The sequence below is a fragment of the Sulfurimonas sp. NWX367 genome, from assembly GCF_039667065.1.
Lineage (GTDB): Bacteria > Campylobacterota > Campylobacteria > Campylobacterales > Sulfurimonadaceae > Sulfurimonas > Sulfurimonas hydrogeniphila.
In genome coordinates this window covers 169,287-193,917 of sequence record NZ_JALCZM010000002.1, presented here as the reverse complement: position 1 = coordinate 193,917, position 24,631 = coordinate 169,287, and the positions used below count along the sequence as shown (strand labels likewise).

General features: G+C 37.0%; 27 protein-coding genes. 6 read left to right on the top strand and 21 right to left on the bottom strand.

Features of this window, described 5'->3' with window-relative positions:
* Positions 1-93 precede the first annotated feature (93 nt).
* Positions 94-303: a hypothetical protein gene (locus MNY28_RS05525; protein WP_151901299.1), complete on the top strand. Its 210-nt coding sequence runs from the start codon at positions 94-96 to the stop codon at positions 301-303.
* A gap of 146 nt (positions 304-449) precedes the next feature.
* Here the strand turns inward: MNY28_RS05525 and MNY28_RS05520 are convergent, their stop codons facing one another.
* Entirely contained in the window at positions 450-863 is a 414-nt protein-coding gene (locus MNY28_RS05520; RefSeq protein WP_151901302.1) for an Rrf2 family transcriptional regulator, read from the bottom strand.
* Positions 864-997: 134 nt separating this feature from the next.
* On the opposite strand from MNY28_RS05520, the gene MNY28_RS05515 reads away from it, so the two are divergent.
* Positions 998-1,432 (top strand): globin domain-containing protein, encoded by a 435-nt coding sequence (locus MNY28_RS05515; RefSeq protein WP_151901303.1) that lies wholly within the window; start codon positions 998-1,000, stop codon positions 1,430-1,432.
* Between the two features lie 19 nt (positions 1,433-1,451).
* Here MNY28_RS05515 and MNY28_RS05510 read toward each other — a convergent pair whose 3' ends face one another.
* Genes MNY28_RS05510 through MNY28_RS05500 form a run of 3 tightly spaced genes read right to left on the bottom strand, consistent with a single transcriptional unit; the run spans position 1,452 to position 4,208 of the window.
* Positions 1,452-2,153, bottom strand: coding sequence for a Sir2 family NAD-dependent protein deacetylase (locus MNY28_RS05510; protein WP_346389159.1), 702 nt, complete (start codon positions 2,151-2,153; stop codon positions 1,452-1,454).
* Complete coding sequence (locus tag MNY28_RS05505) at positions 2,141-3,388, bottom strand: sugar MFS transporter (protein ID WP_346389158.1); 1,248 nt, start codon at positions 3,386-3,388, stop codon at positions 2,141-2,143. Before MNY28_RS05505 ends, MNY28_RS05510 begins: the two co-directional genes overlap by 13 nt.
* Positions 3,381-4,208: an HAD-IIB family hydrolase gene (locus MNY28_RS05500; protein ID WP_346389157.1), complete on the bottom strand. Its 828-nt coding sequence runs from the start codon at positions 4,206-4,208 to the stop codon at positions 3,381-3,383. The genes MNY28_RS05505 and MNY28_RS05500 overlap by 8 nt, the downstream gene beginning before the upstream one ends.
* A 69-nt stretch (positions 4,209-4,277) precedes the next feature.
* Between MNY28_RS05500 and MNY28_RS05495 the strand changes: the two genes are divergently transcribed.
* Positions 4,278-4,985 (top strand): SDR family NAD(P)-dependent oxidoreductase, encoded by a 708-nt coding sequence (locus MNY28_RS05495; RefSeq protein ID WP_151901306.1) that lies wholly within the window; start codon positions 4,278-4,280, stop codon positions 4,983-4,985.
* Here the strand turns inward: MNY28_RS05495 and MNY28_RS05490 are convergent.
* Entirely contained in the window at positions 4,975-5,229 is a 255-nt protein-coding gene (locus MNY28_RS05490) for a hypothetical protein (protein WP_151901307.1), read from the bottom strand. The two genes, MNY28_RS05495 and MNY28_RS05490, sit on opposite strands and share 11 nt — an antisense overlap.
* Positions 5,216-5,590, bottom strand: coding sequence for a flagellar export chaperone FliS (gene fliS / locus MNY28_RS05485; RefSeq protein WP_151901308.1), 375 nt, complete (start codon positions 5,588-5,590; stop codon positions 5,216-5,218). Before fliS ends, MNY28_RS05490 begins: the two co-directional genes overlap by 14 nt.
* Positions 5,591-5,748: 158 nt before the next feature.
* Between fliS and fliD the strand changes: the two genes are divergently transcribed.
* On the top strand, positions 5,749-7,140 hold the full coding sequence (gene fliD, locus MNY28_RS05480; RefSeq protein WP_151901309.1) for a flagellar filament capping protein FliD: 1,392 nt from the start codon (positions 5,749-5,751) through the stop codon (positions 7,138-7,140).
* Positions 7,141-7,151: 11 nt separating this feature from the next.
* Here fliD and MNY28_RS05475 read toward each other — a convergent pair whose 3' ends face one another.
* From MNY28_RS05475 to MNY28_RS05440, 8 genes are read right to left on the bottom strand one after another with little or no spacing between them, the layout of a single operon-like run.
* Positions 7,152-7,853: a nucleotidyltransferase family protein gene (locus tag MNY28_RS05475; RefSeq protein ID WP_346389156.1), complete on the bottom strand. Its 702-nt coding sequence runs from the start codon at positions 7,851-7,853 to the stop codon at positions 7,152-7,154.
* On the bottom strand, positions 7,854-9,266 hold the full coding sequence (locus MNY28_RS05470) for a PfkB family carbohydrate kinase (protein ID WP_346389155.1): 1,413 nt from the start codon (positions 9,264-9,266) through the stop codon (positions 7,854-7,856).
* Positions 9,267-9,273: 7 nt separating this feature from the next.
* A complete protein-coding gene (locus tag MNY28_RS05465; RefSeq protein ID WP_346389154.1) occupies positions 9,274-10,383 on the bottom strand; it encodes a radical SAM protein in 1,110 nt (369 codons plus the stop codon).
* Positions 10,384-10,394: 11 nt separating this feature from the next.
* The gene (locus MNY28_RS05460) at positions 10,395-10,883 is read right to left on the bottom strand and encodes a transketolase (RefSeq protein ID WP_346389153.1); all 489 of its coding nucleotides are present in this window, start codon (positions 10,881-10,883) and stop codon (positions 10,395-10,397) included.
* Positions 10,876-11,667: a transketolase gene (locus MNY28_RS05455; protein ID WP_346389152.1), complete on the bottom strand. Its 792-nt coding sequence runs from the start codon at positions 11,665-11,667 to the stop codon at positions 10,876-10,878. The genes MNY28_RS05460 and MNY28_RS05455 overlap by 8 nt, the downstream gene beginning before the upstream one ends.
* Before the next feature lie 2 nt (positions 11,668-11,669).
* On the bottom strand, positions 11,670-12,659 hold the full coding sequence (locus MNY28_RS05450) for an SDR family oxidoreductase (RefSeq protein ID WP_346389151.1): 990 nt from the start codon (positions 12,657-12,659) through the stop codon (positions 11,670-11,672).
* Between the two features lie 8 nt (positions 12,660-12,667).
* Positions 12,668-13,762, bottom strand: coding sequence for a radical SAM protein (locus MNY28_RS05445; protein WP_346389150.1), 1,095 nt, complete (start codon positions 13,760-13,762; stop codon positions 12,668-12,670).
* On the bottom strand, positions 13,763-15,154 hold the full coding sequence (locus MNY28_RS05440) for a glycosyltransferase (RefSeq protein WP_346389149.1): 1,392 nt from the start codon (positions 15,152-15,154) through the stop codon (positions 13,763-13,765).
* Positions 15,155-15,222: 68 nt separating this feature from the next.
* Between MNY28_RS05440 and MNY28_RS05435 the strand changes: the two genes are divergently transcribed.
* Positions 15,223-15,783 (top strand): SIS domain-containing protein, encoded by a 561-nt coding sequence (locus MNY28_RS05435; RefSeq protein WP_346389148.1) that lies wholly within the window; start codon positions 15,223-15,225, stop codon positions 15,781-15,783.
* Here the strand turns inward: MNY28_RS05435 and MNY28_RS05430 are convergent.
* The 7 genes from MNY28_RS05430 to MNY28_RS05400 are packed head-to-tail and all read right to left on the bottom strand — an operon-like array spanning position 15,759 to position 22,544.
* The gene (locus MNY28_RS05430; protein WP_346389147.1) at positions 15,759-16,451 is read right to left on the bottom strand and encodes an acylneuraminate cytidylyltransferase family protein; all 693 of its coding nucleotides are present in this window, start codon (positions 16,449-16,451) and stop codon (positions 15,759-15,761) included. The genes MNY28_RS05435 and MNY28_RS05430 overlap by 25 nt on opposite strands.
* Positions 16,451-17,497, bottom strand: a complete 1,047-nt coding sequence (locus MNY28_RS05425; protein WP_346389146.1) for a nucleotidyltransferase family protein — start codon at positions 17,495-17,497, stop codon at positions 16,451-16,453. The genes MNY28_RS05430 and MNY28_RS05425 overlap by 1 nt, the downstream gene beginning before the upstream one ends.
* Entirely contained in the window at positions 17,494-18,657 is a 1,164-nt protein-coding gene (neuC, locus tag MNY28_RS05420) for a UDP-N-acetylglucosamine 2-epimerase (RefSeq protein WP_346389145.1), read from the bottom strand. The genes MNY28_RS05425 and neuC overlap by 4 nt, the downstream gene beginning before the upstream one ends.
* The gene (neuB, locus tag MNY28_RS05415; protein WP_346389144.1) at positions 18,654-19,652 is read right to left on the bottom strand and encodes an N-acetylneuraminate synthase; all 999 of its coding nucleotides are present in this window, start codon (positions 19,650-19,652) and stop codon (positions 18,654-18,656) included. The genes neuC and neuB overlap by 4 nt, the downstream gene beginning before the upstream one ends.
* Positions 19,649-20,224, bottom strand: coding sequence for an acetyltransferase (locus MNY28_RS05410; protein ID WP_346389143.1), 576 nt, complete (start codon positions 20,222-20,224; stop codon positions 19,649-19,651). Before MNY28_RS05410 ends, neuB begins: the two co-directional genes overlap by 4 nt.
* Entirely contained in the window at positions 20,221-21,357 is a 1,137-nt protein-coding gene (locus MNY28_RS05405) for a LegC family aminotransferase (protein ID WP_346389142.1), read from the bottom strand. Before MNY28_RS05405 ends, MNY28_RS05410 begins: the two co-directional genes overlap by 4 nt.
* Positions 21,357-22,544 (bottom strand): UDP-N-acetylglucosamine 4,6-dehydratase, encoded by a 1,188-nt coding sequence (locus tag MNY28_RS05400; RefSeq protein ID WP_151901329.1) that lies wholly within the window; start codon positions 22,542-22,544, stop codon positions 21,357-21,359. The genes MNY28_RS05405 and MNY28_RS05400 overlap by 1 nt, the downstream gene beginning before the upstream one ends.
* Before the next feature lie 74 nt (positions 22,545-22,618).
* On the opposite strand from MNY28_RS05400, the gene MNY28_RS05395 reads away from it, so the two are divergent.
* Positions 22,619-24,631: a 6-hydroxymethylpterin diphosphokinase MptE-like protein gene (locus MNY28_RS05395; protein ID WP_188109995.1), complete on the top strand. Its 2,013-nt coding sequence runs from the start codon at positions 22,619-22,621 to the stop codon at positions 24,629-24,631.

Here is a 24,631-nt window from a genome sequence, read left to right as displayed (position 1 = left end):
GTAAAATTACATTAAATTATTTAGACAAAAGAGATGATACCCTTTACAAAGATATTGACTCAGATACATTAATAGAAAAATTAGGAGGTTATTTTGATATTAAGTGAAGAACAAATAAAACAAGCTATTCATAGAATCAATGAGCTCCAAAGAGAAACTATTGAAAAAGCTGATAAAATTCAAGGTTCAAAAGAGTATGTTGAAGAACAAATGAAATTATTTAAAGAGGCAGAAGAGTATAGAAAAAAACTCAATGCAATCAAACAACAGCAAAGAATAATTTCTGAACAGTTTGCCAGTTAAAATCTGGTGCCAAATGAGTACCATTCCCTACCAAAAAATGGCACTCATTTTCAAAAACTAAAAAAAAATTCAAAGCCTGTATTTATGGTATTTGAAGGGGTTGTCCCCAGTTTCCTTTCATCCGCACCACTTAATTATTTATTCTTTTAAATTTTCGTTTCTTTGTCCTTTGCAAGAGAAGCTAAAGAAGTTGTCTGCAGCATATTTTCAATATTTGTCTTGGGTTCAACCCATTGCGAATGCAGGGCACAGGGATTTGACGCGTCACACATTTCAAAACCCAAAATACACCGGTCAAATTCCAACGGTTCACCTATTGCTTCAAGAATATCACATAAAAATATTTGCTCAGAATCCTTTGCCAGGTTAAAACCTCCGTTGCGTCCTTTTGAGGCATGTACCAAACCCTGTTTTTCAAGTTGGGTCATAAGTTTCGTAAGGTATTTATAAGGAAGCTCCAACTCTTTATGCAAAAAAGAGACTGAATGTGCCTTATTTGGGTAACGGTCCAGGTAGGACAAAGCGCGAATAGCATATTCAGTTGTTTTTGAAAAGTGCATAAACTACCTCGAAAAATTGAGTTTATTGATTGTAACTTATAAATCATAACAGATTGCTTTTTAGTTAAACAACAATATACCACTTTAAGGTAGTATATATATAATTCCGCATAAATTAAATTAAGGAATATCCTATGAGCTTATCTCAAGAGACAGTAACAGCTGTTAAAAAAACAATCCCGTCAGTCGGAAAAAATGCCGAAAAAATAACAACACGTATGTATGAAATACTTTTCAGCAAATACCCTGAAACAAAACCTTTGTTTGCAAATGCACAAGGTGATCAGCATAAAAAACTCGCAGGTGCTATTGCAGCTTTTGCCGCAAATATTGACAATCTTGGCGCTTTATCTGCAGCAGTTGAAAAAATGGCAAATACACATGTACTGACAAAAGTAAAGCCGGAACACTATCCTATGGTTGCCGATGCTTTAATCACCGCTATGGGCGATGTTTTAGGTGATGATTTCACTGATGAATACAAACAGGCATGGATCGAAGCATATACATTTTTGGCCAATATTTTAATGCAACGCGAAAAAGAGCTTTACAGCCAACAAAATAGTTAAATTAACCTTAGGTTCAAACCTAGGGTTTTAAAAACTCTTCTATATCATTTACAATTTTATCAATTGCCACAGTCGCTTTTTTATACAGCACTTTTGAATACAATTCATCATTTATTGCACTGCTTTTTTCTAAATTATTGAGTATGGAATATCTGATATTTCCCTGCAAAAAAGCATCTGTATTGATAACATTGCCGCTTGTTCCTATAACAACCAACATTTCACAGTCTTGCAGTTCATTGTACAGATCCTGGTATTTCGGAGCCTGTTCTGCAAAAAAGACAATATTCGGGCGTAGTTTATTTGAACATTGAGGACAGTTCTCATATGCTTCACGTAATTTCCTATAGCCTATATTATCTGTAAAACCGCAGCTTTCACACCTGACTTCCGGTAGAAACCCATGCAAATGTAAAACATCTCTGCAGCCTGCACGTTCAAACATATCATCAACATTTTGTGTGATCACGGCTATTTCAGTTGGATATTTTTCCTTTATTTTGCTTATTTCACTGTGTGCTTTGTTTGGTTTTTTATCTTTTATCTCTTCTCTTCGTTTGTCATAAAACCCTATCGTAGCCTCATAATTCCAGTCCAGGCAACCGGCATAACAGATCTCTTCAATTTTGTAATTTTCCCAAAGTCCGCCGCTGTCCCGAAATGTTGAAATCCCACTCTCCGCACTCACTCCTGCGCCGCTGAATATTATTACTTTTGCCATGATTTCCTCCAACCTGTCATTTTATGCCATTGTAATCCATACATCAGAATCACTGCATAACAAATAATGCCTATCAGATAAGACTTCTGCATATCCTGTGTCAGTTGTGCCACTTTTCCAAAAACAAGCGGTACAACTGCTCCGCCTGCTATTGCCATAATGAGTAATGCACTTCCTTTGGCTGTGTGCTTGCCCAAATTTTTTAATGCCAAAGGCCAGATTGTCGGCCAGACAAGAGCATTTGCCAAACCTAGCATTGCCACAAAAACCACGCTGTCAGGAAGGCCCGTTATAATGTGTGACTCAGTCGTAGAGCTAAAGGCCACTCCAAACAAAAAAACAATACCAAACAAGGCAGAAAAAACAAGCGCTTTTTCCTGCGATAAATATTTTGGTATAAAAAAGACACCTGCAAGATAGCCGACAACCATAAATCCCATAGTGTATGCAGTTAAGGCAGTTGCATTGGACATACCCAGACTTTGCCCGTACAGCCCAATCGTATCACCGGCTATAACTTCTATGCCGACATAAAAAAAGAGTGCCAAAGCCCCCAATACAACCCGGGGAAAAGCAAAAATACCTGCCTTATCATACGGATCATCTTCAAACTTCACATCAGGCAATGAGGAGAACCAGACAAAACAACTCAACAAAAAAAGTATCCCTGCCATTGCCATGTAGGGGCTAATGAGCTTATGTGCCAGTTCTTGTGTATTTATACTTTCCAGGTCTACGCCAAAACCGATGTCTGCCAATATAAATGCGGTAAAAAGAAGCGGAGCCAAAACACCTGCACTTTTGTTGATGAGTCCCATTATACTGATACGCATTGCCGCTGATTCTATCGGCCCTACCAAAACTATATAGGGATTTGATGCCGTTTGTAGTATTGTGAGTCCTGTTCCAAGTGTAAAAAGTGCTGCCAGAAAAACAAAAAATTCACCGCTCAGTGCTGCGGGAATAAAAAGCAAAGCACCAAGACTCATGACCAGAAGTCCCAGTGCCATCCCTTTTTTATAGCCTGTTTTTTCCAAAATCACAGCCATTGGCAACGCCATTACAGTGTAAGCAATATAAAAAGCAAAGGTCACAAAGAGCGCTTCAAACTCATTTAAATGACAGATAACTTTCAGATAGGGAATCAGAGAGCCGTTGAGCCAGGTTACAAAACCGAATATAAAAAACAAAACACCTATAATGCTCATTGACAAAACACTTGACTGTTTATGCATTGCTGATTTCCTGCAGATACTTTGCCACACCGTCCTCATCATTTGTATGTTTTAACACTATGTCAGCACACTCTTTTACCTCTTTTTGAGCATTTGCAACCGCTACGGAAGTCTTTGCAAGCCTAAACATACCTATATCGTTAAAATTATCACCAAATACTGTTAATCTTTTCAAATCAAAACCGGCCGCTTCACTGACACTCTGTATGCCATGGGATTTATCGGCATCTTTATGCAAAAGTGTCAAAAAATAGCATCCCATATAGGCTTCGGGTGCCAAAATATACTTCAGTTCCTCCCCAAAAACAGCTCTGAGATTTTTTTCCAACTCCCTTAAAAGTGCTTTATCTCCCATATAAACGATTTTAAAATTGTTCTGCATGGCTCGTAAATTTTCAAACACCTGTGTATGGTCATCATTCACATAGCGTTTTATTATTTCACTTTGATAGCTGTTAAGCGTTGTAGAATAAGAAAATGCTTCATTAAGTTCATCATCAACCAAAGAAAGTACAAAAGGATAAATGCCGAGTTTTGCACCTTCTTCTATGATGGTGTTGCCTGCTTCTTTGGTCACAAACTTTGTATCAATGATCTTTTTATCCATTGTCGCTATGAGTGCACCGTCAAGCAGTATCATCGGCGCATTCACATGCACACCTTGTAAAAACTGTGCCGTTTTTTTATAGGTTCTTGCTGTTGCAACAGATAAAATCGATCTGTCTGCATACGAGTTCCATATATTTTTAGTATAATCACTCAAAGACAAATCACTCCGTAAAAATGTGTGATCCAGGTCCGTTATGTAAATATTTTTCATACATATAGTATATCAAAATTGTGAAAATAAATTTGACAAGAACTAAATTTCAATACAGGAAGGCACTAAATGTCGAGTCGTAAAAAAGCAGTAGTCACCGGAGCAAGCAGCGGCATAGGAAAAGCTATAACAAACAGACTGCTAACACTCGGGTTTGAAGTGTTAGGTGTTAGCAGAAGTATACAGGAGAAGGATTTCAGTCATGTAAACTTTCAGGCAGTTACATGTAACCTCGCAGAAGAAAAAGAGACAATAAAACTATGTGAAAAGCTTAAAAAAGAAAATCTCTTTTTACATGTAAACTGCGCAGGTTTCGGCCGTTTTGAACCGCATGAAGAGTTACATGTAAACACTATCACCGCCATGACATTTTTAAACCTTACCGCTCCGATGCTGCTCACAAATGCCTCACTGCGTTCTCTCAAAGAAAATGAAGGCTACCTCATCAATATCAACTCCATTGAAGCCTTACGGGCAAGTAAATTCGCAGCCGTTTACTCAGCCACAAAAGCAGGTCTCAAAGCTTTTGGCGATGCCCTTTTCGAAGAAACCAGAAAAAGCAGACTCAGTATAACAAACATAAATCCGGATATGACACAAAGCAACTTTTATGATGAGCTGCGTTTTGATGTCAGTCCAAAAGAAGATGAGAGGCTGATTGCTGCGGATATTGCCGATGCTGTAGAGCATATACTCACCATGCGAAAAGGTGCCGTGGTCACTGAGTATACTCTCAGAAGTTTACATTTTGGAATTGCTAAAAAAGCTAAGAGGTGATGTCAAACTTATTATTTGTCATTGGAGCAGTTGCACCTAAAAAATCTTGATGCTGGCGTAACTTTTTTAAAGTCTCTCCTGTTTCACTTTTCAATTGCCTTACAACTTTTAATGCCTCTTTTATAAGTAAAGCAGCAGATTTCATCTGCTCTATTGTCTCAAACTTTGGCATTTGTGATACAAGTATATCAATGCGTTGTGCATTTTTTTCTATAATGGCAATCTGCAGTTTAGTATGCCACATCAGTTGTTTCTCTCCATCCTGCAAGCAAACCTTTGAAAACATTACTTACCTCATCAATTTTTGCTGTATTGTTTTCAATATTTGCATAACTTAATAATTGGATCTGATAATTATAAAGTCCGTCCAGATATACAGCAACCTCTCCCTGCGATTTATCCAGCACTGCAATCAGTTCTACAATTACTGAAACGGCACGGTTTATCCAATATACTTTTTTCGCATTATCTTCATCCAAAATAGCTTTTTTTGCCTGTGCATTAAAACGTAAAACACCCTCATACATCATTTCTATTAATTTTTCCGGTGATTCTATATTGACATTGTTTTGATTGTAAATATTATAAGCTGCATTACTGTACATCGCAGATTCCTTTTGTTTTTCTTCATTGTTCATTCAATGTATATCGGCAACATTATGAATAACTTGAACATAAATTTATAAAAAAACATTGTCAATTATGCTAAAGTTTTTATCGCTTAAGACGATATAGTTATAATTATTGAAAGAAGGAATTTATTATGGCAGGAAACATCAGTTCACTCGGTATAGGTTCAGGTGTTTTAACAGCAGATGTTATCGACCAACTCAAAGCAGCCGACACGGCAAAAATAATTGACCCTATTGACAGAAAAATTGAAACAAACAATCAAAAACAGCAATCATATGACCTCCTCTCTTCATATATGAATAGCTTTAAGGGAAGTACTTTTGCCCTTAGTAACGATACTCTTTTTGACAATAAAACAGTTGATGTAAGCGGAGCTGCCGAAGTTACGGTTGATGCCGGAGCCAATGTTGACTCTTTTACTCTCGAAACAGTTACATTAGCCAAAAAAGATATTACAAAACTCGGTGCACTAAACAGTAAAACTACGCCCATCGCTTCTGCAGCCGGCGTTTTGAACCTTGATATCAACGGCACGACCTATAACATTAACTATGATGCGACAACAACACTTGAAAGCCTGACACAATCCATAACAGATATTGCAGGAACCCAGATAGATGCCTCCATTTTAGAGACAAGCTCCGGAGCATTCAGTCTTGTACTCTCCTCTAAACTAACTGGCGCAAATCAAGCTATCACGATAACTGACACAGATGACGGAACCAATGGAACAGGTTCACTTGATGCGGCTCTTTTTGACACGACTGTAACAGACGGCTACCAGAAAATACAAAACGCTACAGATGCTGTTTTTAAATTCAACGGAATCACAGCAACACGCTCAACCAATGAAATAAGTGACTTGATTTTAGGTGTAACTATTACGCTCAAAACGGAGGGGGACATTTCCAATGTTACCATCAATCAAGATACTCAAAAAATTGTTGATGAAATGCAAATGTTTGTTGACAACTATAATACCTTAATGACCAACCTTAACGATATGACCATTTTTGACAAAGAGCAGGGAAAGCGGGGAATCTTCCAGGGAGACAGCTTTGTTAACGGGCTAAAAAGAGATATCGCAGGTACTGTAACAAGCCGTTTTAGTTCAGGGTCTCTTATGGACTACGGAATTGATATAGACAGATACGGAGTAATGAGTTTTGACAGTAGTGTTTTGGAGTCAAAACTGCAAACTGATTCCGCAAGTGTTAAAACTTTTTTTGCAGGAGGAACGGACAGCAACGGCAATACCGTAACAGGTTTCTTTACAAATCTCGATGATAAAGTAAAACAATATACCGGGTATGGCGGGCTTCTCTCAAATTTTGACAGTGGACTGACAAAAGATGCCAAAAATTTAGCCGATGCAAAAGAAAAAGCCCAGGCTTCTCTTGATACAAGATATGAAATTATGACCAAAAGATTCACTGCATACGACGGAATAATCAGCAGACTCAACTCCCAGTTTTCATCACTGCAGCAAATCATCTCAGCGCAACTTAACAGTAACAACTAGCCATCTTGCACTTATACGTACAGATATTCTATCTGTGCCAAGGCATAACTTTCTACAGTTCCAATATCCCTGTGATACACTCTGTTTTCATAAGTGTATATCTTTCCCATAAAATGAGGTAAAACATCCAGACTAAAATCTATATTTTTTTTATGCAAACTTTTCAGAAAAGGAAACAGCGTCGGCTCACAGATATAGACAGCACCGTTTGCCAAATTTGAAGGCGGGTTTTCTACTTTTTCAAAAAAATGCTGTACTATTTCTTTTTCATCCAATTCAACTATTCCACAAGATGACGGTGTATCTGTCTTAAATGTCATCATTGTGATCTCACAGATTTTCGGACGCGTTTTGTGTGCGTTGACAAATGCCTGAAAATCACAAAATGACAAGTTGTCGGCATGAATCAAGAAGAATGCCTCCTCATCAAAAAAATTTTGATTTTGCAGCAGTGTTCCTCCTGTATTAAGCAGTTGCTCTTCATGTACAAGCGTTATTTGTTCACAAAAAGAACTCTTCTCCTTCCATGCCAACACCTGTTCGGCAAGATAGGATGTATTTATCAAAAACTCATCAACTCCTGCTGCACTCAAATTCTCAAGCCAGTAATCCAGCAAAGGCTTCCCGTGAACAGGCACCAGACACTTTGGAATAAAATCCGTAACGGGACGCAGCCGTGTACCCAGTCCGCCTGCAAGCAACAAGGCCTTCATTTATTCCAGTTCCTGTAAAAGTTCATCTTTTTGAATGGGAATATTGCCGACCCGGCTTACCTGAATCGCAGAGGCCAAAGAACCCAAATAGGCACTCTGCCAGATATTTGCACCCACAGCCAGTGCCATCGCGCTACATGTAAGCAGAGAATCTCCTGCTCCGCTGACATCACGGACTGCATTTCCCAAAGCGTTTATGTTATCTGTCAATAAATCATCTTCCCAATTGTTATATATTAAAATACCCTCTGCTCCGAGTGTTGTAAAAACATATTTTGCCTGTGCTTTTTTTACCAGTTTGTCCGAAAGCACCACCAAACCCGATTCAAAATCATTTAAAGAGAGTCTGATTTCTCGCTCAGTAGGCGTGACCAGCGTCATATTGTTAAATTTTGAAATATCCCCGACCTGTGAAGAGCTTTGAGAATCAGCGGCCATTAATATACCTGCCTCACGCCCCATTGTTGTAATGGTATCAATAATCTTTTTACTCAGTACACCGTAACTGAAATCTGAAAAAATAATCAAATCCGTACACTCTATATTTTCTTTGACGTCTTGAAGAATTTTTTCCTCTATATCTGTTGCAATACTGTGCTGCTTGAGATGATTGACACGCAGCAGTGTTTTTGTATTGGCACGAAATCTTTGTTTGAGAGTAGTGGGTCTTGTCGTGTCTTTATATAATTTCGCGTCAATATCGAGTTTTTTAAGCCCCTCGTCCAAATAGTTAAAATTTTTATCATCTCCGACAACAGAAACAAACTTTACGTTTGCACCGAGCGTTTTTGCATGACTGGCAACGATGGCGGCGCCTCCTATGAATTTATCGCTTACAAGAGGCGTTACGACGATAGTCGGGTCCTCCTGACTCATCCCCAAAGGCTCACAAATAATGTACTCATCTACAATGGAATCACCTATGACCAAAACATTAAGTTGTGAAAATTTTTCTATAATGGCATTTAAATGCGCCATATCAAAAGAGTGGCGTTGCAAATACGAACTGTTATGTTCTACTTTATAATTGAGTGCAGCGAATTCCTGCTTTAATAAATCTATAGAAGAAAAACCTATCTCTCCGGAGCTAAAAAGAAGTTTGCCGCCATAAGCACTGATAACCTCCAGTTCCGCATTTGATTTATTTGCGAACTCTTTTCCCTTGACAACAATCTCAGGTCTGTTTTGCTTAATGTACTCAAGTGCCGGAACATCCAGAATAAACGCTTCATCCACATAGCTCGTAGCATTGATGGACTCCAGTCTGATATCTTGAGAAATACCTTTTTGGCTGATTTTATCACTGTTGACACCGACAACAAGGTAATCCCCGCTCTCTTTGGCAAATTTCAACAATCTCAAATGCCCGGGGTGCAGTACATTGAAATCACCCGATACAAATACTTTTTTCATAGCCATACTAAATAAAATTGAGATGCTGCGGCAAATCGCCGCTTGGACGTGTCAGCGCATGTTGTCCTTTTTTATAGGCATCAAGCACTTCATTTGTCTTATCCTGCAAACATAATGTTTCGCACATCGAGCAGGCATCAAACTTGTCCGATGCCAAAAAATCCATCACTTCCCAGTATCTCTCACTTTTGAGTATATCTTTAAAACGCACTCCCGGTTCTGTTATATTAGCTATATGGTACTGCTTGTATTTTTCATTGAAAAAGCTCCCGCAGGGGGCTATCAGACCTGTTCCGGACATTTGCAGGTGAAAAGGCGTACCGTGGCATCTGCTGTAGTTCCTTTTGCCCTTGGAAAGAATTTTGGACCACTTAGCTTTGACGAGATATTCCTCGTCACTGTAACTCTCTGCTTCTTTTAAAAGGTCAACCAGGTCATCATATTTGTCATAATCAACCCCCAGGGTTCCCTCTTCATCGTCACTGCAATGTTTAATAACAAGATAATCAGGTCGCAACTCTTTTCCGAGTTTTGCAAGAGGAATAATCTCATCCGCATCCTGCGGCATCAAGACCATCTGCATCCCGATAGTCACATCAAGATTTATCTCTTTTTTTATCTTCATTGCCATTTTGATGTTTTCGCAGGTTTCATAATACTTCTCAACCGGAACACCCATTATCTCGCTGTAACGTTGTGGTGTTCCCGCACTGAAGTTAAAGCGCAAATATGTCAAAGCCGGCAAAATTTTTCTAAGTACTTCTTCTGTGAGTGTATTTCCGTGTGTGGCTATAGCCATATCCAAACCGACTTTTTTGCCATAAACGATGACATCTTCATATATAGGGTTTGCCGTACTTTCCCCGTCACTCACGAGACTGATGGCTTTGACTCCCACCTCGGCACAGTCATCCAAAAAGTTTTTCATAATTTCGAAAGTAATCTTGTGCGGTTTGTTTCTTTGCATATTTGCATAACAAAAGACACAGTTATACTGACAAGCCTGTGTCAGTGCCATATCAATGGTGATAGGGACAATTCTTTCCCCTCTTTTCCATTGCTCCAAGCGCTCTTGATGCCATAGTATTTTAGATCCATCTAGTATTAATTCTGACATTTATTCTCCATTTATAAGCATCGTAAATATGTAGGTCCGTCATAGGCAAACATATTTTTTATATCTTCTTGCAGCGTCTCTTGTGTCGGTGCAAATATTTTAAAATTTTTAAATATTTTCATCATGGCTATGTCATCATCATCCATACAATGACTTCTGCCCAAACTAGAAAAATAATTATCGGCACCTACACCGATAAGTTTAACATTCATTTTGTGTTCATTTAAATCATAACGAATCTGCTCATACGCACGCATTACCAAAAAAGGCACCTGAGAATAAACAAGCGGCTTCAATCCTGCCAAATACATTCCCGCACTCATGCTCATGGTTGCCTGCTCGCATATACCTGTATTAAAAGTTCGCTCTTTATGATTGTCAAAAAAATCATCCAACACGGCAAATCCCATATCGCCGACCAGCAGGACCATCTTTTCATCATTTTTAAAATAACTATATATTTCTGCCATAACTTCTTTTTTGCCGACCAGTTTACTCATCATCACACCCCAAAACATAGCCGTCTTGCGTCGGGCATCGAAAATGATGGGCTATAGAATTTTCACAAAGCGCTACGCCCTTGCCCTTGAGCGTATCACAAAACACAATGGAGAAGTTGTCATTTTTTGTATGAAAAAAGTTCTTCAAGCTTACATGTAAACTGTTTTCATTATGCCCGTCTATTTTTGAGAAATTATCCGTATAACTGTGCAAGACTTTTGCCAGTCTCTCATTATCAAGCCCCACATCTGCCACTCTGTCCATCGCCTGCAGTTCGTTTGCATCGACAATCAAAAGAAGATTGTCAAGTTGAAATCTGTATGCAAGCGCCAAGGCTTCAAAATTGCTTCCCTCCTGCATCTCTCCGTCTCCGACGATACAGACAACCTTGTTTGTTTTGTTTTGCATTTTAAAAGCCTGCGCCATCCCAACGGCTATAGGCAGACCGTGTCCGAGTGAGCCGGTAGAGGCTTCTATCATATAGTCCAAATTTTGTGTCAAACATCCTTTAATGGATGCTCCCTTATAAAAATTATCCAGTTCTTCTTTTGGCAAAAAACCAAGCTCGTTTAAGATCACATAGTACGCATAGGCACCATGCCCTTTGGAAAATATGAGCCTGTCACGGCTTTCATCCTGAGCATTTTTTTTGTTATAGTGCAAAAAATCGCGAAAAAGGACACTCAGCATTTCGACGGTACTCAGTGAGGGTGCCAAGTGGCCTGCTCCTGTTTTACAGGAGAGTTCTATTGTTTTTTTTCTTATCTCTTTTGCATCTAACAAAATTATTTCTCCCCCAGATACAAGAACCACTCTTTAGTCGCTTCTTGAATGCTTTTTTCATCCCAAAGCGGAGCTTCCCGCCAAGAATCTATATTTTCAAGCATTATTTTCACGCCCTCTTCAAAGCTTATTTTTGGTTTCCAGCCTAGCATAGTTTTTATTTTTGAAATGTCCGCATAAGTGCTCTCAGGTTCTCCCGGTCTTTTTGGAATGTAGTGTTTTTCTCCGCCTAAAAGCTCGGCAAGGTAATTAATGCTGTAAGTATTGTCACTGCCTACATTAAAAATCTCTTGACTTATAGGGCTTTTTGCTGCCATGAAACATGCATCGACTATATCACTCACATAGGTAAAATCTCTTGTCTGCTCTCCGTCACCCACTATTGTCAGTGGTTTGTTATTTAACAATTGTGCCAAGAACACCCCAAATACAGCACCGTATGTCCCTCCTGTTCTATGACGCACTCCATAGACATTAAAGAACCTCATCGACACTACGGGCATATTATATAACTGCCCCCAGTGCATGACATACTGTTCGGCTACTGTTTTTGTGTGGGCATACGGGTATTCCGGTTTTATGGGAGTATCTTCGGGTGTCGGATAGACATCGGGAATACCATAGCAGGAACTTGATGCGGCATAGACAAACTTTTTAAGATTTTTGCTCTTTTTCGCCGCTTCAAGCACATTGATTGTGCCGTCTACATTGGCTCTGTGGTATTTCACAGGGTTGTTAATTGATGGGACGATATCCGCCAAAGCTGCATAATGAAACACATAATCCGCATCTTCAAAATAGCTTTCCAATTCAGTTTCATAATCGCCAATATCAACTTGGAAAAATTCTATCTTCCCCTTGTGATGTGCAATATTCTCAAGCCGTCCGTTTGCCAGATTGTCCAACACCGTTACATGGAAACCCTCTTTGACCAACAAATCAACCATATGCGAGCCGATAAACCCGGCTCCACCCGTTACTACTGCTTTCATATCATCCCTTATATAAAATTATCATGCGCCTCTGGATTTTTCAACCTGTCCAGATAGCGATTGACCTCATCCATTCTGCAGTTGACTCTGCAATTTTTAATATCCAACTCCTTTTGCACAAAGTTGTACGATTCTCTGCGTTTGTCACTTTCCCAAATTTCACTAAAGCTGTTGTCATAAATATTGCCGTAACAAAAGCGCTCATCCCCAAGGTAAGCACTGCAGCCGAAAACTTTTCCGTCAGCGGCAATGTATCCCCAAAAAAACGGAGTCGCGTGGCAGGTAGAGTAGGAATGCTCTTTTTTCACATATTTTTTCATCGTATTTGCACGAAAAACTATATGAAAATTCTCATCATTAAAGCTTTTTAGTTCCTCTTCAACATCGAGCATTTGAGAGTAGTCTATGTCTTTGTATCTGTCTGTCTCACTGAAATTATGTTGCGAATAGGGTTTTATCACCAAATAGTCAGCCCCGAGCTCTTTGACTTTTTGAGCTAAAATCACCGCTTCATCTCTGTTTTCGGGAAGCAGAAGCATCTGTACGCCAAGCGTACATGTAAGCTTGTTTTGTCTTCTGTACTCCAAAGCATACGCTAAATTGTTCATGACCCGCTCAAAATCAAGCTCTTTTGTTTGATGAATTGCGGCGTAGCTTTGAGCCGTTCCCGCATTGAGGCTCACTTTTATCCAGGAACAGTTCTCAATGCAACGCTCAATGTTTTTTTTATTGAGCGGAACAAAGTTTGTTGTTATGGAGGTATCAATACCCACTTGTGAGCAGTGCTCTACTATAAGGTCTAAATCTTTAAACAGCAGAGGCTCGCCTTCTCCTGCAAACATCACACTTTTCACACCATGGGCTGCCATATCACTCATGCTGTTTTTTAAAACTTCAAAATCTATACCGATATTTTCATAGCCCATATAATCAAGCGCGCAAAATGTACACCGGTGATTGCATCCGCCATACGGTGACACTTCCACATACACAGGGTAGATTTTTTTGAGTCTCTCCCAGTTATCATCTGCTTCAAGCCATCTTGCAACCCGGACAGGATGTAAACTCATTTTATGGGAATCTATTGCATATTTATCTGCCATTTATTTATTATCTTCTATAATTTTTAAGATTTTTTTAGCAAAAGATTTATAAGTATGACTCTGCAATAATCGACTAAAATCTTTCTCTGGTATATCGGCAGTAAGTATTTTTTCTAAATCTTGTGTTGTTTTATAGTAACACAAGGCCTCTTCATAAGAGTCCTCATCAGATATTTCTCGGCAATCATATACTATAGGGATAGCCCCACAAGCAGAAGCTTCAAAAGTTCTTTGTTGCAAAGTATATTGCTGATGTGGAGCAAAAGCAAAAGTAGCACTGTTATATACATTTGCTATCTCTTTCCCATATTTGAGTGAACCTTTATAATAGGGTTTTAGTTCTTCGTATACATCCCATCCATGTCCATATATTTCTATTTTATAATCACTGTTAATTTTACATAATTTCAACAGTCCAATATCTCTTACGATATAAGGAATCAGTCTAGTACTCACAAAATTCACATTTAATTCATATTTTTCAGATATTAAAGCAGTTAGTTCATCAGTAAAACTATCACCCTCTAAAAATATTTTTTCAAGCTCTTTTACTGCTAATTTTATATTTTCTTTATATGGAATACTTTTTAAATATGAACTTCCTATAAAAACTATTTTTTTCTCTCTCTTTATCTCTGGATTATTTTTGTAAATTTTCTCATTAATGCAAAATCCCTGTCTTTCAAAAGGTATTCCTTTTCTTTTTAACATCTCATCAAATATAGGAAGTAAAGAGAAAACAAAATCTTTCTTGCGTATTTGTACTTGTTTTCCATCCATTAAAAATGGCATAGGATCTTGAAACCATACAAAATTAAATACATCATCAGCTATCTGCCATGTATTCATAGCATTTAAGTTAATTGTTACATGAGGATTAAACAAAAAAATATTTTTCGAACAACTCATATCTTCGGTACCATTTCGCAAGTCAAAAAATACACTGTAACCCATACTTTCCAAGGTTTCAGCAATTGCTTTTGCTACATATTGTAATACTTGTGAATTACTATGCGCTGTTAGATAAAAGCGCCAAGGTTCGTTAAAATTTAATTTTCTGTTTTTAAGTGCTTTTACATATTCTTCATTTAGTATTTTTCTTATACTGTTTGTTTGTGTTAATAGAGACTGAAAACTATCTTCAATCTCCTCTTTTACCTCATCAGAAATATCTAAATTGGTAAAATCAATTTTAGTAGGAAGTCGATGAACTCCCTTAGATAAAGTATCTACAAAACTCTCAAAAGGAAGATGAATTAGATTCTCAAAGTCTGTCTCAATTTTTTCACCTGCATAATAACATGCTTGTAGTACAGACAAATTTTGTCTGTTTTGTTGTGAAGCAATGCGTATTGCTTCTTCGAAATCCAAAAAATATGTATCTTCAAACACTTATTAACCCTTATTTTCAAATTAATTTAGATAAGATTATCGAATAATTACTTATAAGGATATTTACAATGAAAAAATTTGCTAAAAAATATATTAAGCATCTTATATCTGTACTTCAAAGTAGTGACTTAGAAGCAATTGAAAAAATTGTCACTTTACTTGATAAAACAAAGGGAACAATATATATTATTGGGAATGGGGGAAGTGCTGCCACAGCTTCACATATGGTAAATGATTTAGGAGTAGGACTCAAAAGAAGAAATATTAAAAGTTTACATGTTGAAAGTCTTAGTGACAACAGTTCTGTTTGCAGTGCACTTGCCAACGATATAGGGTATAAAAATATTTTCTATATGCAACTTAAAGACAGAATTACAAAAGGAGATGTCCTTATTAGCATTTCATGCAGTGGAAACTCCAAAAACATCATCAAAGCAGTAAAATATGCGAAAAAAAAAGATGCCAAAATTATTGGGCTCACAGGTTTTGATGGCGGAAAATTAAAAAAACTCTCAGACATCAACTTCCATGTAGCAACAAAGAAAGGAGCATATGGCATTGTGGAAGATATGCACAGTATTATAAACCATATAATCTATAGCTATTATATTGACTTAGAAAGTAAATAATTGGCTATTTCAAGATCTAATTTCGTGTCAATATCAATTGATTTTTTTTGATCCATCACATAAGCATAAATATTATCTTTTAAAAAAAAACTTTTTTTTTCTAAAAGTTTCGCGACTTTTATAATATAAATTGAGCCGTTTAGCCTATAATATGTTTCTAAATCCTGACTTCTTTTATTCAAAATTTCTTTATGTAAAAAAGTCGCCATACTTTTATCTTTTGGCAGAGTATTAGACCAAAGTGGTGAGTGTTCCATTTCACATACACTTATAACTGCATCTGCATTTTTAGTATGCAAGAACTCTATTGCTTTGTCAATATCTTCACTTTTTCTCAAAGGGCTTGTTGGTTGCAACAAAATAATATATGTATATTGTTTTTCAAAATTTTTTATCAGATGTTCAACAACCTCAAAAGTTGTAGCTGTATCAGTAGCGAGTTTTACAGGGCGTTTCATGATTGAAGCATTTTGTTCTTTCGCAATATTAAGAACCTCATCATCATCACTTGAAACAACAACTTCGTCAATATATTTGCTTTGTTTGGCAGCTTCTATACTCCACGAAATTAATGGTTTACCTGCCAAATCCAGAACGTTTTTACGAGGTAACCTCTTGGAACCGCCTCTTGCAGGAATTATGGCTAAAAAAGTTTTATCATATAACATTAGAATATCTCACTGTACTCATTTTGAGCCTGTTCAAAATCACTCATCCGTCCAATATCAAGCCAATACTCATGAATAGGAAAGGATATAGTTTTGAGTTCATTTTTTATAATATCTTCAAAAAGTGTCGGCATATCATAAAACTCATTTTTTGGAATATATTCAAAGACCTGAGGAGAAAGAACATAAATACCGGCATTGACAAAAAACTTGTGCACAGGCTTTTCCTCTATAGATATTATTTTGCTTCCCTCAGTCTGTATCACCCCGTAAGGCACCTGATAGTCATACTCTCTCACACACATCGTACCCACAGAATTCTCAAACGAGTGATAGTCCAAAAGATGCTCAAAGTTTACATTGGTCAGCAAATCTGCATTCATAACAAAAAAAGGCTCTTGCGGACGTTCTTTTATCAGCGAAAGTGCTCCAGCTGTACCTAATCGTTTATCCTCTTGAATATAATCAATATTGACACCAAGTGTACTTCCATCGCCAAAATACTTTTTAATCATATCTGCTTTGTAATTGACACTGATGGTAATGTTAACAAAACCGTATTTTGCAAAGTTTTCTATAATTGTCTCTAAAATAGGCTTGTTTCCAACTTTTAAGAGGGGCTTGGGTACATCCTGCGTGAGTGGTCTCAGTCTTGTTCCAAGTCCTCCTGCCATTAAAACAACTCTATTTTTTTTCGCATTTGTTTTGAGCAGTTTTGCCAAATCTTCAATCTTGACAAGTTTTCCTTCATCATCAACAATAGGAATCTGATAAATCTGCTTACGAATCGCTTTTTGGATAATAAGTTCTTTGGAATCATTTATATTTGCAAGCGTTGGTTCCTTAAAGTAAAGATTTTCAATACTAGAGTCCAAAGAGAGTCCATTTAAAAGCCCACGGCGGATATCTCCATCAGTAAGCGTTCCTACAACTTTTTCATTTTCCCCAAGTACTATGGCAATACGCATAGCACCTTTGTCTATCACTTTGAGTGCTTCTTGGATAGTTGAATTTTTATGTAACAAAATCTCTTTATATGTACTCATAACATACCTCCTACATCATAAAATTTTTTCTCTAAAATATGTTCAAGTTCTACTGTTTTTAGGCACTCTTTTATCTTTTTACTCGGTTCTTTGCCCTCATAAGGGTTCTTAACTCTTTTGAGACTCTCTAAAAAAGAGGGATCATAAATCTTCTCAAGACCTTGTCTAATGGCATTAGCCTCTATATCTACAGTTATAATACTCTTTGCCTGAATCCGCCCCTCTTGTCTCTCTCCAATATTGAGTGTTGGAATTTTAAAACTTGGAACCTCTAAAATTCCACTTGAACTATTGCCAACCACCCCATCAACAAACTCCAAGGCAGAAAAATAACGAAGCTGTCCAAGAGATGCAAAAACAATGCTGTTTTTATGACTCTTTACATACGCATCTATCATTGCATTAATGATCTGTCCGCCCTCATCAGCATTTGCTTTGGTAAAGATGATTTTTGTCTCTTTTAAACTCTCTAAAGCTTCTAAAAGTGTACTAAATTGCTCTTTTGGAATTTTCTCTGAGAGTGTTTGAGGATGATAGGTTACAAGTAGATTTTTTTTGCCAAGTTTGAAGCCAATACTTTTTTCAAACTCTTGTTTATTTAAAAGCTGCAAAGTCTTTATGCTTTGTACCCCTAAACTACCAACATTAAACACTCTTCTTGGCTCTTCTCCCATTTGTATAACTCTTTTGGCGTATACCTCTGTTGATGTAAAGTGTAGATGTGAGAGTTTGGTAATGGCATGGCGGATGGCATCATCAATTGCCCCTTGTGTAAGCTCTCCACCATGAATATGTGCTAGAGGAATATGCAACATTAAACAAGCAGTAGCAACACTCAGCATCTCATAACGATCTCCCAAAATAACCATTATATCAGGGCAAAGTTGTACCAAAACTTCTGTTATATCTTTTTGTAGTTGTGCCATTGCCAAAGATAGACACTCCCCGCTCTCACAAGATAAATCCATTGAAATCTTTGCATCAATATCAAATTCTTGCTCTATCTCTTTGTAGGTGTTACCAAAGTTTTCCTCTAAATGTGTACCAGTTACTATAAGCTGTAGTTGCAGAGTATCATCATTCTCGATCTCTTTAAGCAGTGGTTTCAAGAGTCCATATTCTGCACGAGTTGCAGTGACTACAGCTATTTTTCGTTTCATATCATCTCATCTTTTGCATAATCTTTTTGTGCAACAGTTCCAATGACTGTATCCCACTTCATAGGGCTTATTCCTTTGGCAGGGCGTTTTGTTGTGAGATTTCTTTCGCTGAATATCTCTCCTTTTTTAATATCTCTTGCTGCTACGATGGATTTTCTTGCAACCTCTATGTTTGGTATTTCACTTTTGCTTGGTTTTTTTTCACTGCTTCCAAGTGCTGTTTCAATATTTCTTATAGCTGTGACCATGGCTTTGAGTTCATTTGGCTCCAACGAAGCTTTATGGTCAGGTCCCTCCATACTCTTATCAAGGGTAAAGTGCTTTTCTATTACACTCGCTCCCATTGCTACAGCGGCAATATCCACCTCAATTCCAAGTGTATGGTCACTATAGCCATATGCCACATCAAACCTTTTACCAATTATTGGCATTGCTCTTAAATTTACATCCTCCATTGGGGTTGGATACATTGTATTTGCATGTAGTACCGTAATCTTTTGCTTTGGTGTACCTGCTTTTGTTAAAACATTTAAAGCATCCTCTATTTCTCGCATACTTGCCATACCGCTAGAGAGAATTACCTCTTTTGAGAGTTTGCCAATCTGGCGTAAATATGGTAGATTTGTAATCTCTCCGCTTGGTATTTTAAATATTTTCAATCCCAAATCATTAAGCATCTCTATGCTTTCATTATCAAAAGGGGTGGAGAGAAACATAATATTTTTACTTTTTGCATAATTAATGAGTTGATGGTGTGCGTCTACATCGAGTTCAAGTTTTTTAAGCATATTGTACTGAGAGTCATCTGTCTCTTGCATATTTTCTTGTTGATACTGTGCTTTTTTTGCATCACGGCTGACAAGCTTTTCTGCCTTAAAAGTTTGAAATTTTATAGCATCAGCACCGGCACTGCTCGCTACATCGATGAGTTTTTTTGCCAACTCCAAAGAACCGTTGTGATTGACTCCCGCTTCTGCGATGATAAAAACATTCATTTCACAACACTCCCCATTTTGACAAATCCCTCTACTCTATAACCCTGTTTCACAACAGCGCCACTCCCTATAAAACTATGTTCTTTTACATGTACATCACCATTAAGAAGTGCATTTGTACTTACATGTACATGATTTTCTATGGTACAGTCATGCTCAAGAAGTGCTTTGGAATTGATGATGCAATTTTCACCCACACGCACCCCCGCGTTGATAAGTGTATGGTGCATCACAACAGTACCAGCTTCTATTTTTGCGTGTTTGGATACATAGGCAAAAGGGGAGATAATAATGGGAATGGTAAAGCCTAAATTTTTGAGTTTTTCAAAAAGTTTGATGCGTACGGTGTTTGACTTGATGTGTCCAACAGTGACAAAAGCGTATTCATATTGCTCGCGCAACTTCTCTAATTCGTCATCTGTACCGATAAGCTTATACCCTAAAACACTCTTGGACTCACCTACATACTTCTCAATAATACCTGCAATTTTAAAATGACCTTCAGCCTCAATAACATCGATAACAGACTTACAATGCCCACCACCACCGAGTAAAATTATCTCTTTTTTCATAGCACACTACTTGGTATATTGATAATGCGTTCACTCAAAAATTTTGAGTTTTGAAGTCCATCATTTTGACAATTTTGAAACATCTCTAATTCACTCATCAATCTCCAAATCGGCCGGCTCATCACACCATTTTCATTGAGATACTTAAGATATGTATCCCTTTGCTTTTTATCTTTTAATATTATGGCATTGAGCCAGTAGTTACTTTTTGCATCTTTTGGTTCTTTAATAAAATCTATATCGTCAAACTGCTTAAAAAACTGCATATATTCTTGACTTAAAAACCGTTTATTTTGTAAAAATGTTTCAAGTTGTTCCATCTGTGCAACTAAAAGGGCTGCATTAAGGTTTGGCAGACGGTAGTTATAGGCGATGGTGTTGTGTTCGTATTCATAAGGGTGAGGGAGTTTTGCTGTGGTTGTGAGATGTTTAGCTCTTTTTGCAAGTTCTTCATCATCGGTGATGATGACACCGCCTCCGCCACTTGTAATGATTTTGTTGCCATTGAAACTAAACACAGCACTTTTTCCAAAAGTTCCTGTGTGTCTACCTTTGTAAAAACTCCCCAAAGACTCCGCAGCATCTTCTATGAGTGTAAGGTGCCACGCCTTACAAATCTCTGCGATTGTATCAATTTTGCAAGGATGCCCAAAGGTGTGCATCGGTACGACAGCTTTGATAGTTTTGTTTGTAGCAGTATTGAGGCAGACACCATTTTGAACTTCGCAGTTCTTCTTTAAAAATGACTCCAAAGCATCAGGGCTCATCCCCAAGGTATCAAGCCCAACATCTACAAAAACAGGCTCTGCTTGGCAATATTTTATGGCATTACATGTAGCGACAAAAGTGAGGGCCTGGGTGATCACTTCATCTCCCGCTTTGACATCAGCAAGAAGGAGACTTACATGTAAAGCACTTGTGCCATTGACTGTAGCTATGGCGTATTTGCTTCCCACATAAGAGGCAAACTCCTCTTCAAATCTATTAACAAACTTTCCGACAGATGAGACAAAAGTAGAGTCGATACATTCATTTAGATATTTTTTTTCATTCCCTCGAAATCGTGGTTCATGCAGGGGGATGAAATCTGTTGTATTGTAGAGGTTCTGAATAAAGTTTACAATTTTTTGCATCACATTTTTCCGTCTAAATATTTCTGCTTATCTTCATACTCAAAGTTTGGGAGAAGTTTAAAAAACTCTGCAACTATCTCCTCTTTACTCCATTGCAGATTTTTTTTAAAATCTTCAATCTTTTGGCTGAATGCATTGAGTGCATTCTCATCAAAATCAAGCTTGTTTTTGATGATGCCAATATTTTCATACCTCTCTACATCCAACACTTCATTTTCAGTAAAAAACTCTTCAAAATCTTTCTCACCTGTGGTATCACTTTTTGTAAAAAGGCAAGGCCATTTTCCCTCTTCTGGAAGTATTTTTGCCAGAGTTCTTGCTTCCTCTTCACTTTTGCAGATGTAAGGCTCATATCCCTTTACATATAAGTATTTTACAGCAATATCTGCAAAAGAAACAAGGTGTAGCGATTCTGAGAGTTTTGGGAAGAAAATATCACGGTTCTCCCCAAAGACAGCACTCATCAGGCATAACTCACCACTCTCTTTCGGTGTGACAAAGTAGCGTTTTATATCATCCGGCGCTACAAGGGGTTGCTGTTTTTCAAGACGCATATTAAAAGAGTGCAAAAGAGAACCATCACTAAAAGCAACATTGGCAAAACGTGCCATAGAGACATTGATTTGTTGTGATTTTCTATGCACATACATCTCCATAATTCGCTTGCTCGCCCCCATCATATTGACAGGATTTGCAGCTTTATCAGTTGAAACACAGAAGTATTTTTTTACTCCGTGTTCAATAGAATGTTGTAAAGTTTTGTCAGTATTGAAAATATTGGTTTCAATCATCCGCATTAAAGTAAAGGAATCTTTTTCACTGCGTACATGTTTGAGTGCTGAAAGATTAAGTACATAGTCATATTTTCCATCCTGTGCAATAAAAGCATCGTACTCAATTGAACCGATATCGAGTGCGTAAGTCGCAAATTCTCCTTCTATATAACCAAATGAGCTTCTAATGTCACGAACCAATTCAGTCAAATTATTTTCCGAAATATCAACAACGTGCAGCTTTTTTGGATTACGAGAAAAAATTTCTTTTACAACAGCACTCCCAATACTTCCTGCTCCGCCAAGCACCAAAAATTTCGCATCACTTACAATTTTGTCTAAATCATTTTTGTATGTTTGTATGTCATCATCAAATAATGCTTTTTCCCTGCCTATTAGTTTTAAAATATCCATACGTATCAATTAGCAACTTTCATACCATTAATTTTGGTATATTTTATGCTTGCAATACTTATGAAAGGATATTTATGCAAAATATAGAAGAGCAGGCTATTAAAAATTATCAAAAAAATATTGAGTTTTTTAAAGAATATAATGAAAAAGTTTCTAATAAAATTCTAGCTTTAGAAAGTTTGCTCAATAACGGAAAACTCTCTGCCAAATATGATCTTGTATATGAAAATGGCTATTTTGATGTTGTAGAACTTTCAAGCGGTGCAAAGCTATACAATACGAATTCTCAGGACTTCTCACAAAAAATTGTAGACAATATCAACTTAAAAAAGAATGACCAAAGCTTTAGAAGTTTACGAAAAATAAACTTTGAAAAAGCTTCTTTTGAGACAATAAAAAATGCAAATGCCTATACGAACTTTGCAACTACAGCAGAAATATATGAACTTTATCATAAAAATATTAACGACTCCAGTCATATGAAAGAACTTGACAAGTTTATATTTTTAGGAGTGGGTCTTGGGTTACATATTCCAAAAGCTATCAAAAAATATGATTTTCAAGTAGTGCTTATAGTAGAAGACAATCTGGAACTTTTTCGCCTTTCTCTTTTTACAATTGATTATAAACAGGCACTTATGGATACAACAAGTTTTTTTTCAATTGCTGATAATGCAGGTAGCTTTAGAGAATGTTTTAACGGTTTTTATACCAATGCTTTTTTCAAAAACCAATTCATAAAGTTTCATCTTTTTTCCTCTGCATATGAAGCAAAAATTCGAGAGATTCAAGCTATTCTTATCTCCCGACCAGAAGCAACTTATTCTCATAATCGTCTTTTAGAAAAAAACAGAAAAGTTTTGGACAGAATCAATGCAGAATATAAATTTCTTGATTTGCGTAAAAGAGAAAGTGATACAATATTTCAAGAAAAGGCATGGCTTGTTTTAGGAGCAGGACCCTCTCTTTATAAAAATGCACAATGGGTAAAAGACAATCAAGACAGATTTATAATTGTCGCTGCTTTTACAGCACTCAATACACTTAAACGTGTCGGTGTCACTCCAGATATTGCTGTTCAAATTGATGAAAATGTATATACAACACATGAAATGCTTAAAAATTTGGGCGATTTAAGCTTTTTGGATGATACACTCCTCTTTTTTAGCGCTTCTGTTTCTGGTGAGCTGTTTGAACACTTCAAAAAAGAAAACATTTATCTGCATGAGGATAGAACAAAATACAAACTCTCCCGTAGCACCTTAACAGTTTCTAGCGTGGGAGACTCTATCCATGCATTTGCACTTATCTTTAATGCACCGGAAATTTATCTTTTAGGGATAGACTTGGCACTTAGTGATGATGGGTTATCCCATACGCCTGATCATTTTAAGGCGCGCTCCATCGAAAATAAGAAAATACAAACAAAAGAAAATCAAGATTTTCACCTTGGCGATGCTATCCTGCAAATAACAGGCAACTTCAAAGAAAAGGTTAATTCTACTCCTTTGTTTATGCTTTCCATCCCTGTTATTAACTACTTTACACGAAAGTACAAAGCACCCATGCAAACTATTTACAACCTTTCCGATGGATGTAAACTTGATCAGACAATCCCAACCCCTCTTAAAGATGTAACGTTACCACAAAAACAAAACAAAATACTTTTAAGAAAAGAAATGAAAAAATATTTTGACACTTTATCTACAACAGAACTTGATCAAAATGAAATAGATGGTATTTACTGTCGTATTGGACAGATTAAAGATTACTTGGCCCTTCTTGAAACATTTAAAAATGCTCCGCACAGTGACAGCTTAATGTTTAAACTCAATCTTATAGAAATGGTAAGCGCAATGTGTAATCACGAGTGCATCTTTGAACTCAGAGATTTAATGACCATATATTATATGAATACTACACCCTATGCAGATGATTTTTTTAATACAAAAGAGTTAAAAAACCCAAAAAAATTCACAAAAAAATTTCATGCTATTTTTGTAAAAAATGTTAAAAAGATTATAGAGACCTATGAAAAAGATCTACATGTACTCAAAGTGCTGGAAAAAGAAAATTCCCAAGCATAA

Excerpts from the sequence above, each read along its gene's own strand:
- MNY28_RS05520 (WP_151901302.1), bottom strand. The coding sequence starts at position 863 with ATGCACTTTTCAAAAACAACTGAATATGCTATTCGCGCTTTGTCCTAC.
- MNY28_RS05515 (WP_151901303.1), top strand. The coding sequence starts at position 998 with ATGAGCTTATCTCAAGAGACAGTAACAGCTGTTAAAAAAACAATCCCG.
- MNY28_RS05510 (WP_346389159.1), bottom strand. The coding sequence starts at position 2,153 with ATGGCAAAAGTAATAATATTCAGCGGCGCAGGAGTGAGTGCGGAGAGT.
- MNY28_RS05505 (WP_346389158.1), bottom strand. The coding sequence starts at position 3,388 with ATGCATAAACAGTCAAGTGTTTTGTCAATGAGCATTATAGGTGTTTTG.
- MNY28_RS05500 (WP_346389157.1), bottom strand. The coding sequence starts at position 4,208 with ATGAAAAATATTTACATAACGGACCTGGATCACACATTTTTACGGAGT.
- MNY28_RS05495 (WP_151901306.1), top strand. The coding sequence starts at position 4,278 with ATGTCGAGTCGTAAAAAAGCAGTAGTCACCGGAGCAAGCAGCGGCATA.
- MNY28_RS05490 (WP_151901307.1), bottom strand. The coding sequence starts at position 5,229 with ATGTGGCATACTAAACTGCAGATTGCCATTATAGAAAAAAATGCACAA.
- fliS (WP_151901308.1), bottom strand. The coding sequence starts at position 5,590 with ATGTACAGTAATGCAGCTTATAATATTTACAATCAAAACAATGTCAAT.
- fliD (WP_151901309.1), top strand. The coding sequence starts at position 5,749 with ATGGCAGGAAACATCAGTTCACTCGGTATAGGTTCAGGTGTTTTAACA.
- MNY28_RS05475 (WP_346389156.1), bottom strand. The coding sequence starts at position 7,853 with ATGAAGGCCTTGTTGCTTGCAGGCGGACTGGGTACACGGCTGCGTCCC.
- MNY28_RS05470 (WP_346389155.1), bottom strand. The coding sequence starts at position 9,266 with ATGAAAAAAGTATTTGTATCGGGTGATTTCAATGTACTGCACCCCGGG.
- MNY28_RS05465 (WP_346389154.1), bottom strand. The coding sequence starts at position 10,383 with ATGTCAGAATTAATACTAGATGGATCTAAAATACTATGGCATCAAGAG.
- MNY28_RS05460 (WP_346389153.1), bottom strand. The coding sequence starts at position 10,883 with ATGAGTAAACTGGTCGGCAAAAAAGAAGTTATGGCAGAAATATATAGT.
- MNY28_RS05450 (WP_346389151.1), bottom strand. The coding sequence starts at position 12,659 with ATGAAAGCAGTAGTAACGGGTGGAGCCGGGTTTATCGGCTCGCATATG.
- MNY28_RS05445 (WP_346389150.1), bottom strand. The coding sequence starts at position 13,762 with ATGGCAGATAAATATGCAATAGATTCCCATAAAATGAGTTTACATCCT.
- MNY28_RS05435 (WP_346389148.1), top strand. The coding sequence starts at position 15,223 with ATGAAAAAATTTGCTAAAAAATATATTAAGCATCTTATATCTGTACTT.
- MNY28_RS05430 (WP_346389147.1), bottom strand. The coding sequence starts at position 16,451 with ATGTTATATGATAAAACTTTTTTAGCCATAATTCCTGCAAGAGGCGGT.
- MNY28_RS05425 (WP_346389146.1), bottom strand. The coding sequence starts at position 17,497 with ATGAGTACATATAAAGAGATTTTGTTACATAAAAATTCAACTATCCAA.
- neuC (WP_346389145.1), bottom strand. The coding sequence starts at position 18,657 with ATGAAACGAAAAATAGCTGTAGTCACTGCAACTCGTGCAGAATATGGA.
- neuB (WP_346389144.1), bottom strand. The coding sequence starts at position 19,652 with ATGAATGTTTTTATCATCGCAGAAGCGGGAGTCAATCACAACGGTTCT.
- MNY28_RS05410 (WP_346389143.1), bottom strand. The coding sequence starts at position 20,224 with ATGAAAAAAGAGATAATTTTACTCGGTGGTGGTGGGCATTGTAAGTCT.
- MNY28_RS05405 (WP_346389142.1), bottom strand. The coding sequence starts at position 21,357 with ATGCAAAAAATTGTAAACTTTATTCAGAACCTCTACAATACAACAGAT.
- MNY28_RS05400 (WP_151901329.1), bottom strand. The coding sequence starts at position 22,544 with ATGGATATTTTAAAACTAATAGGCAGGGAAAAAGCATTATTTGATGAT.
- MNY28_RS05395 (WP_188109995.1), top strand. The coding sequence starts at position 22,619 with ATGCAAAATATAGAAGAGCAGGCTATTAAAAATTATCAAAAAAATATT.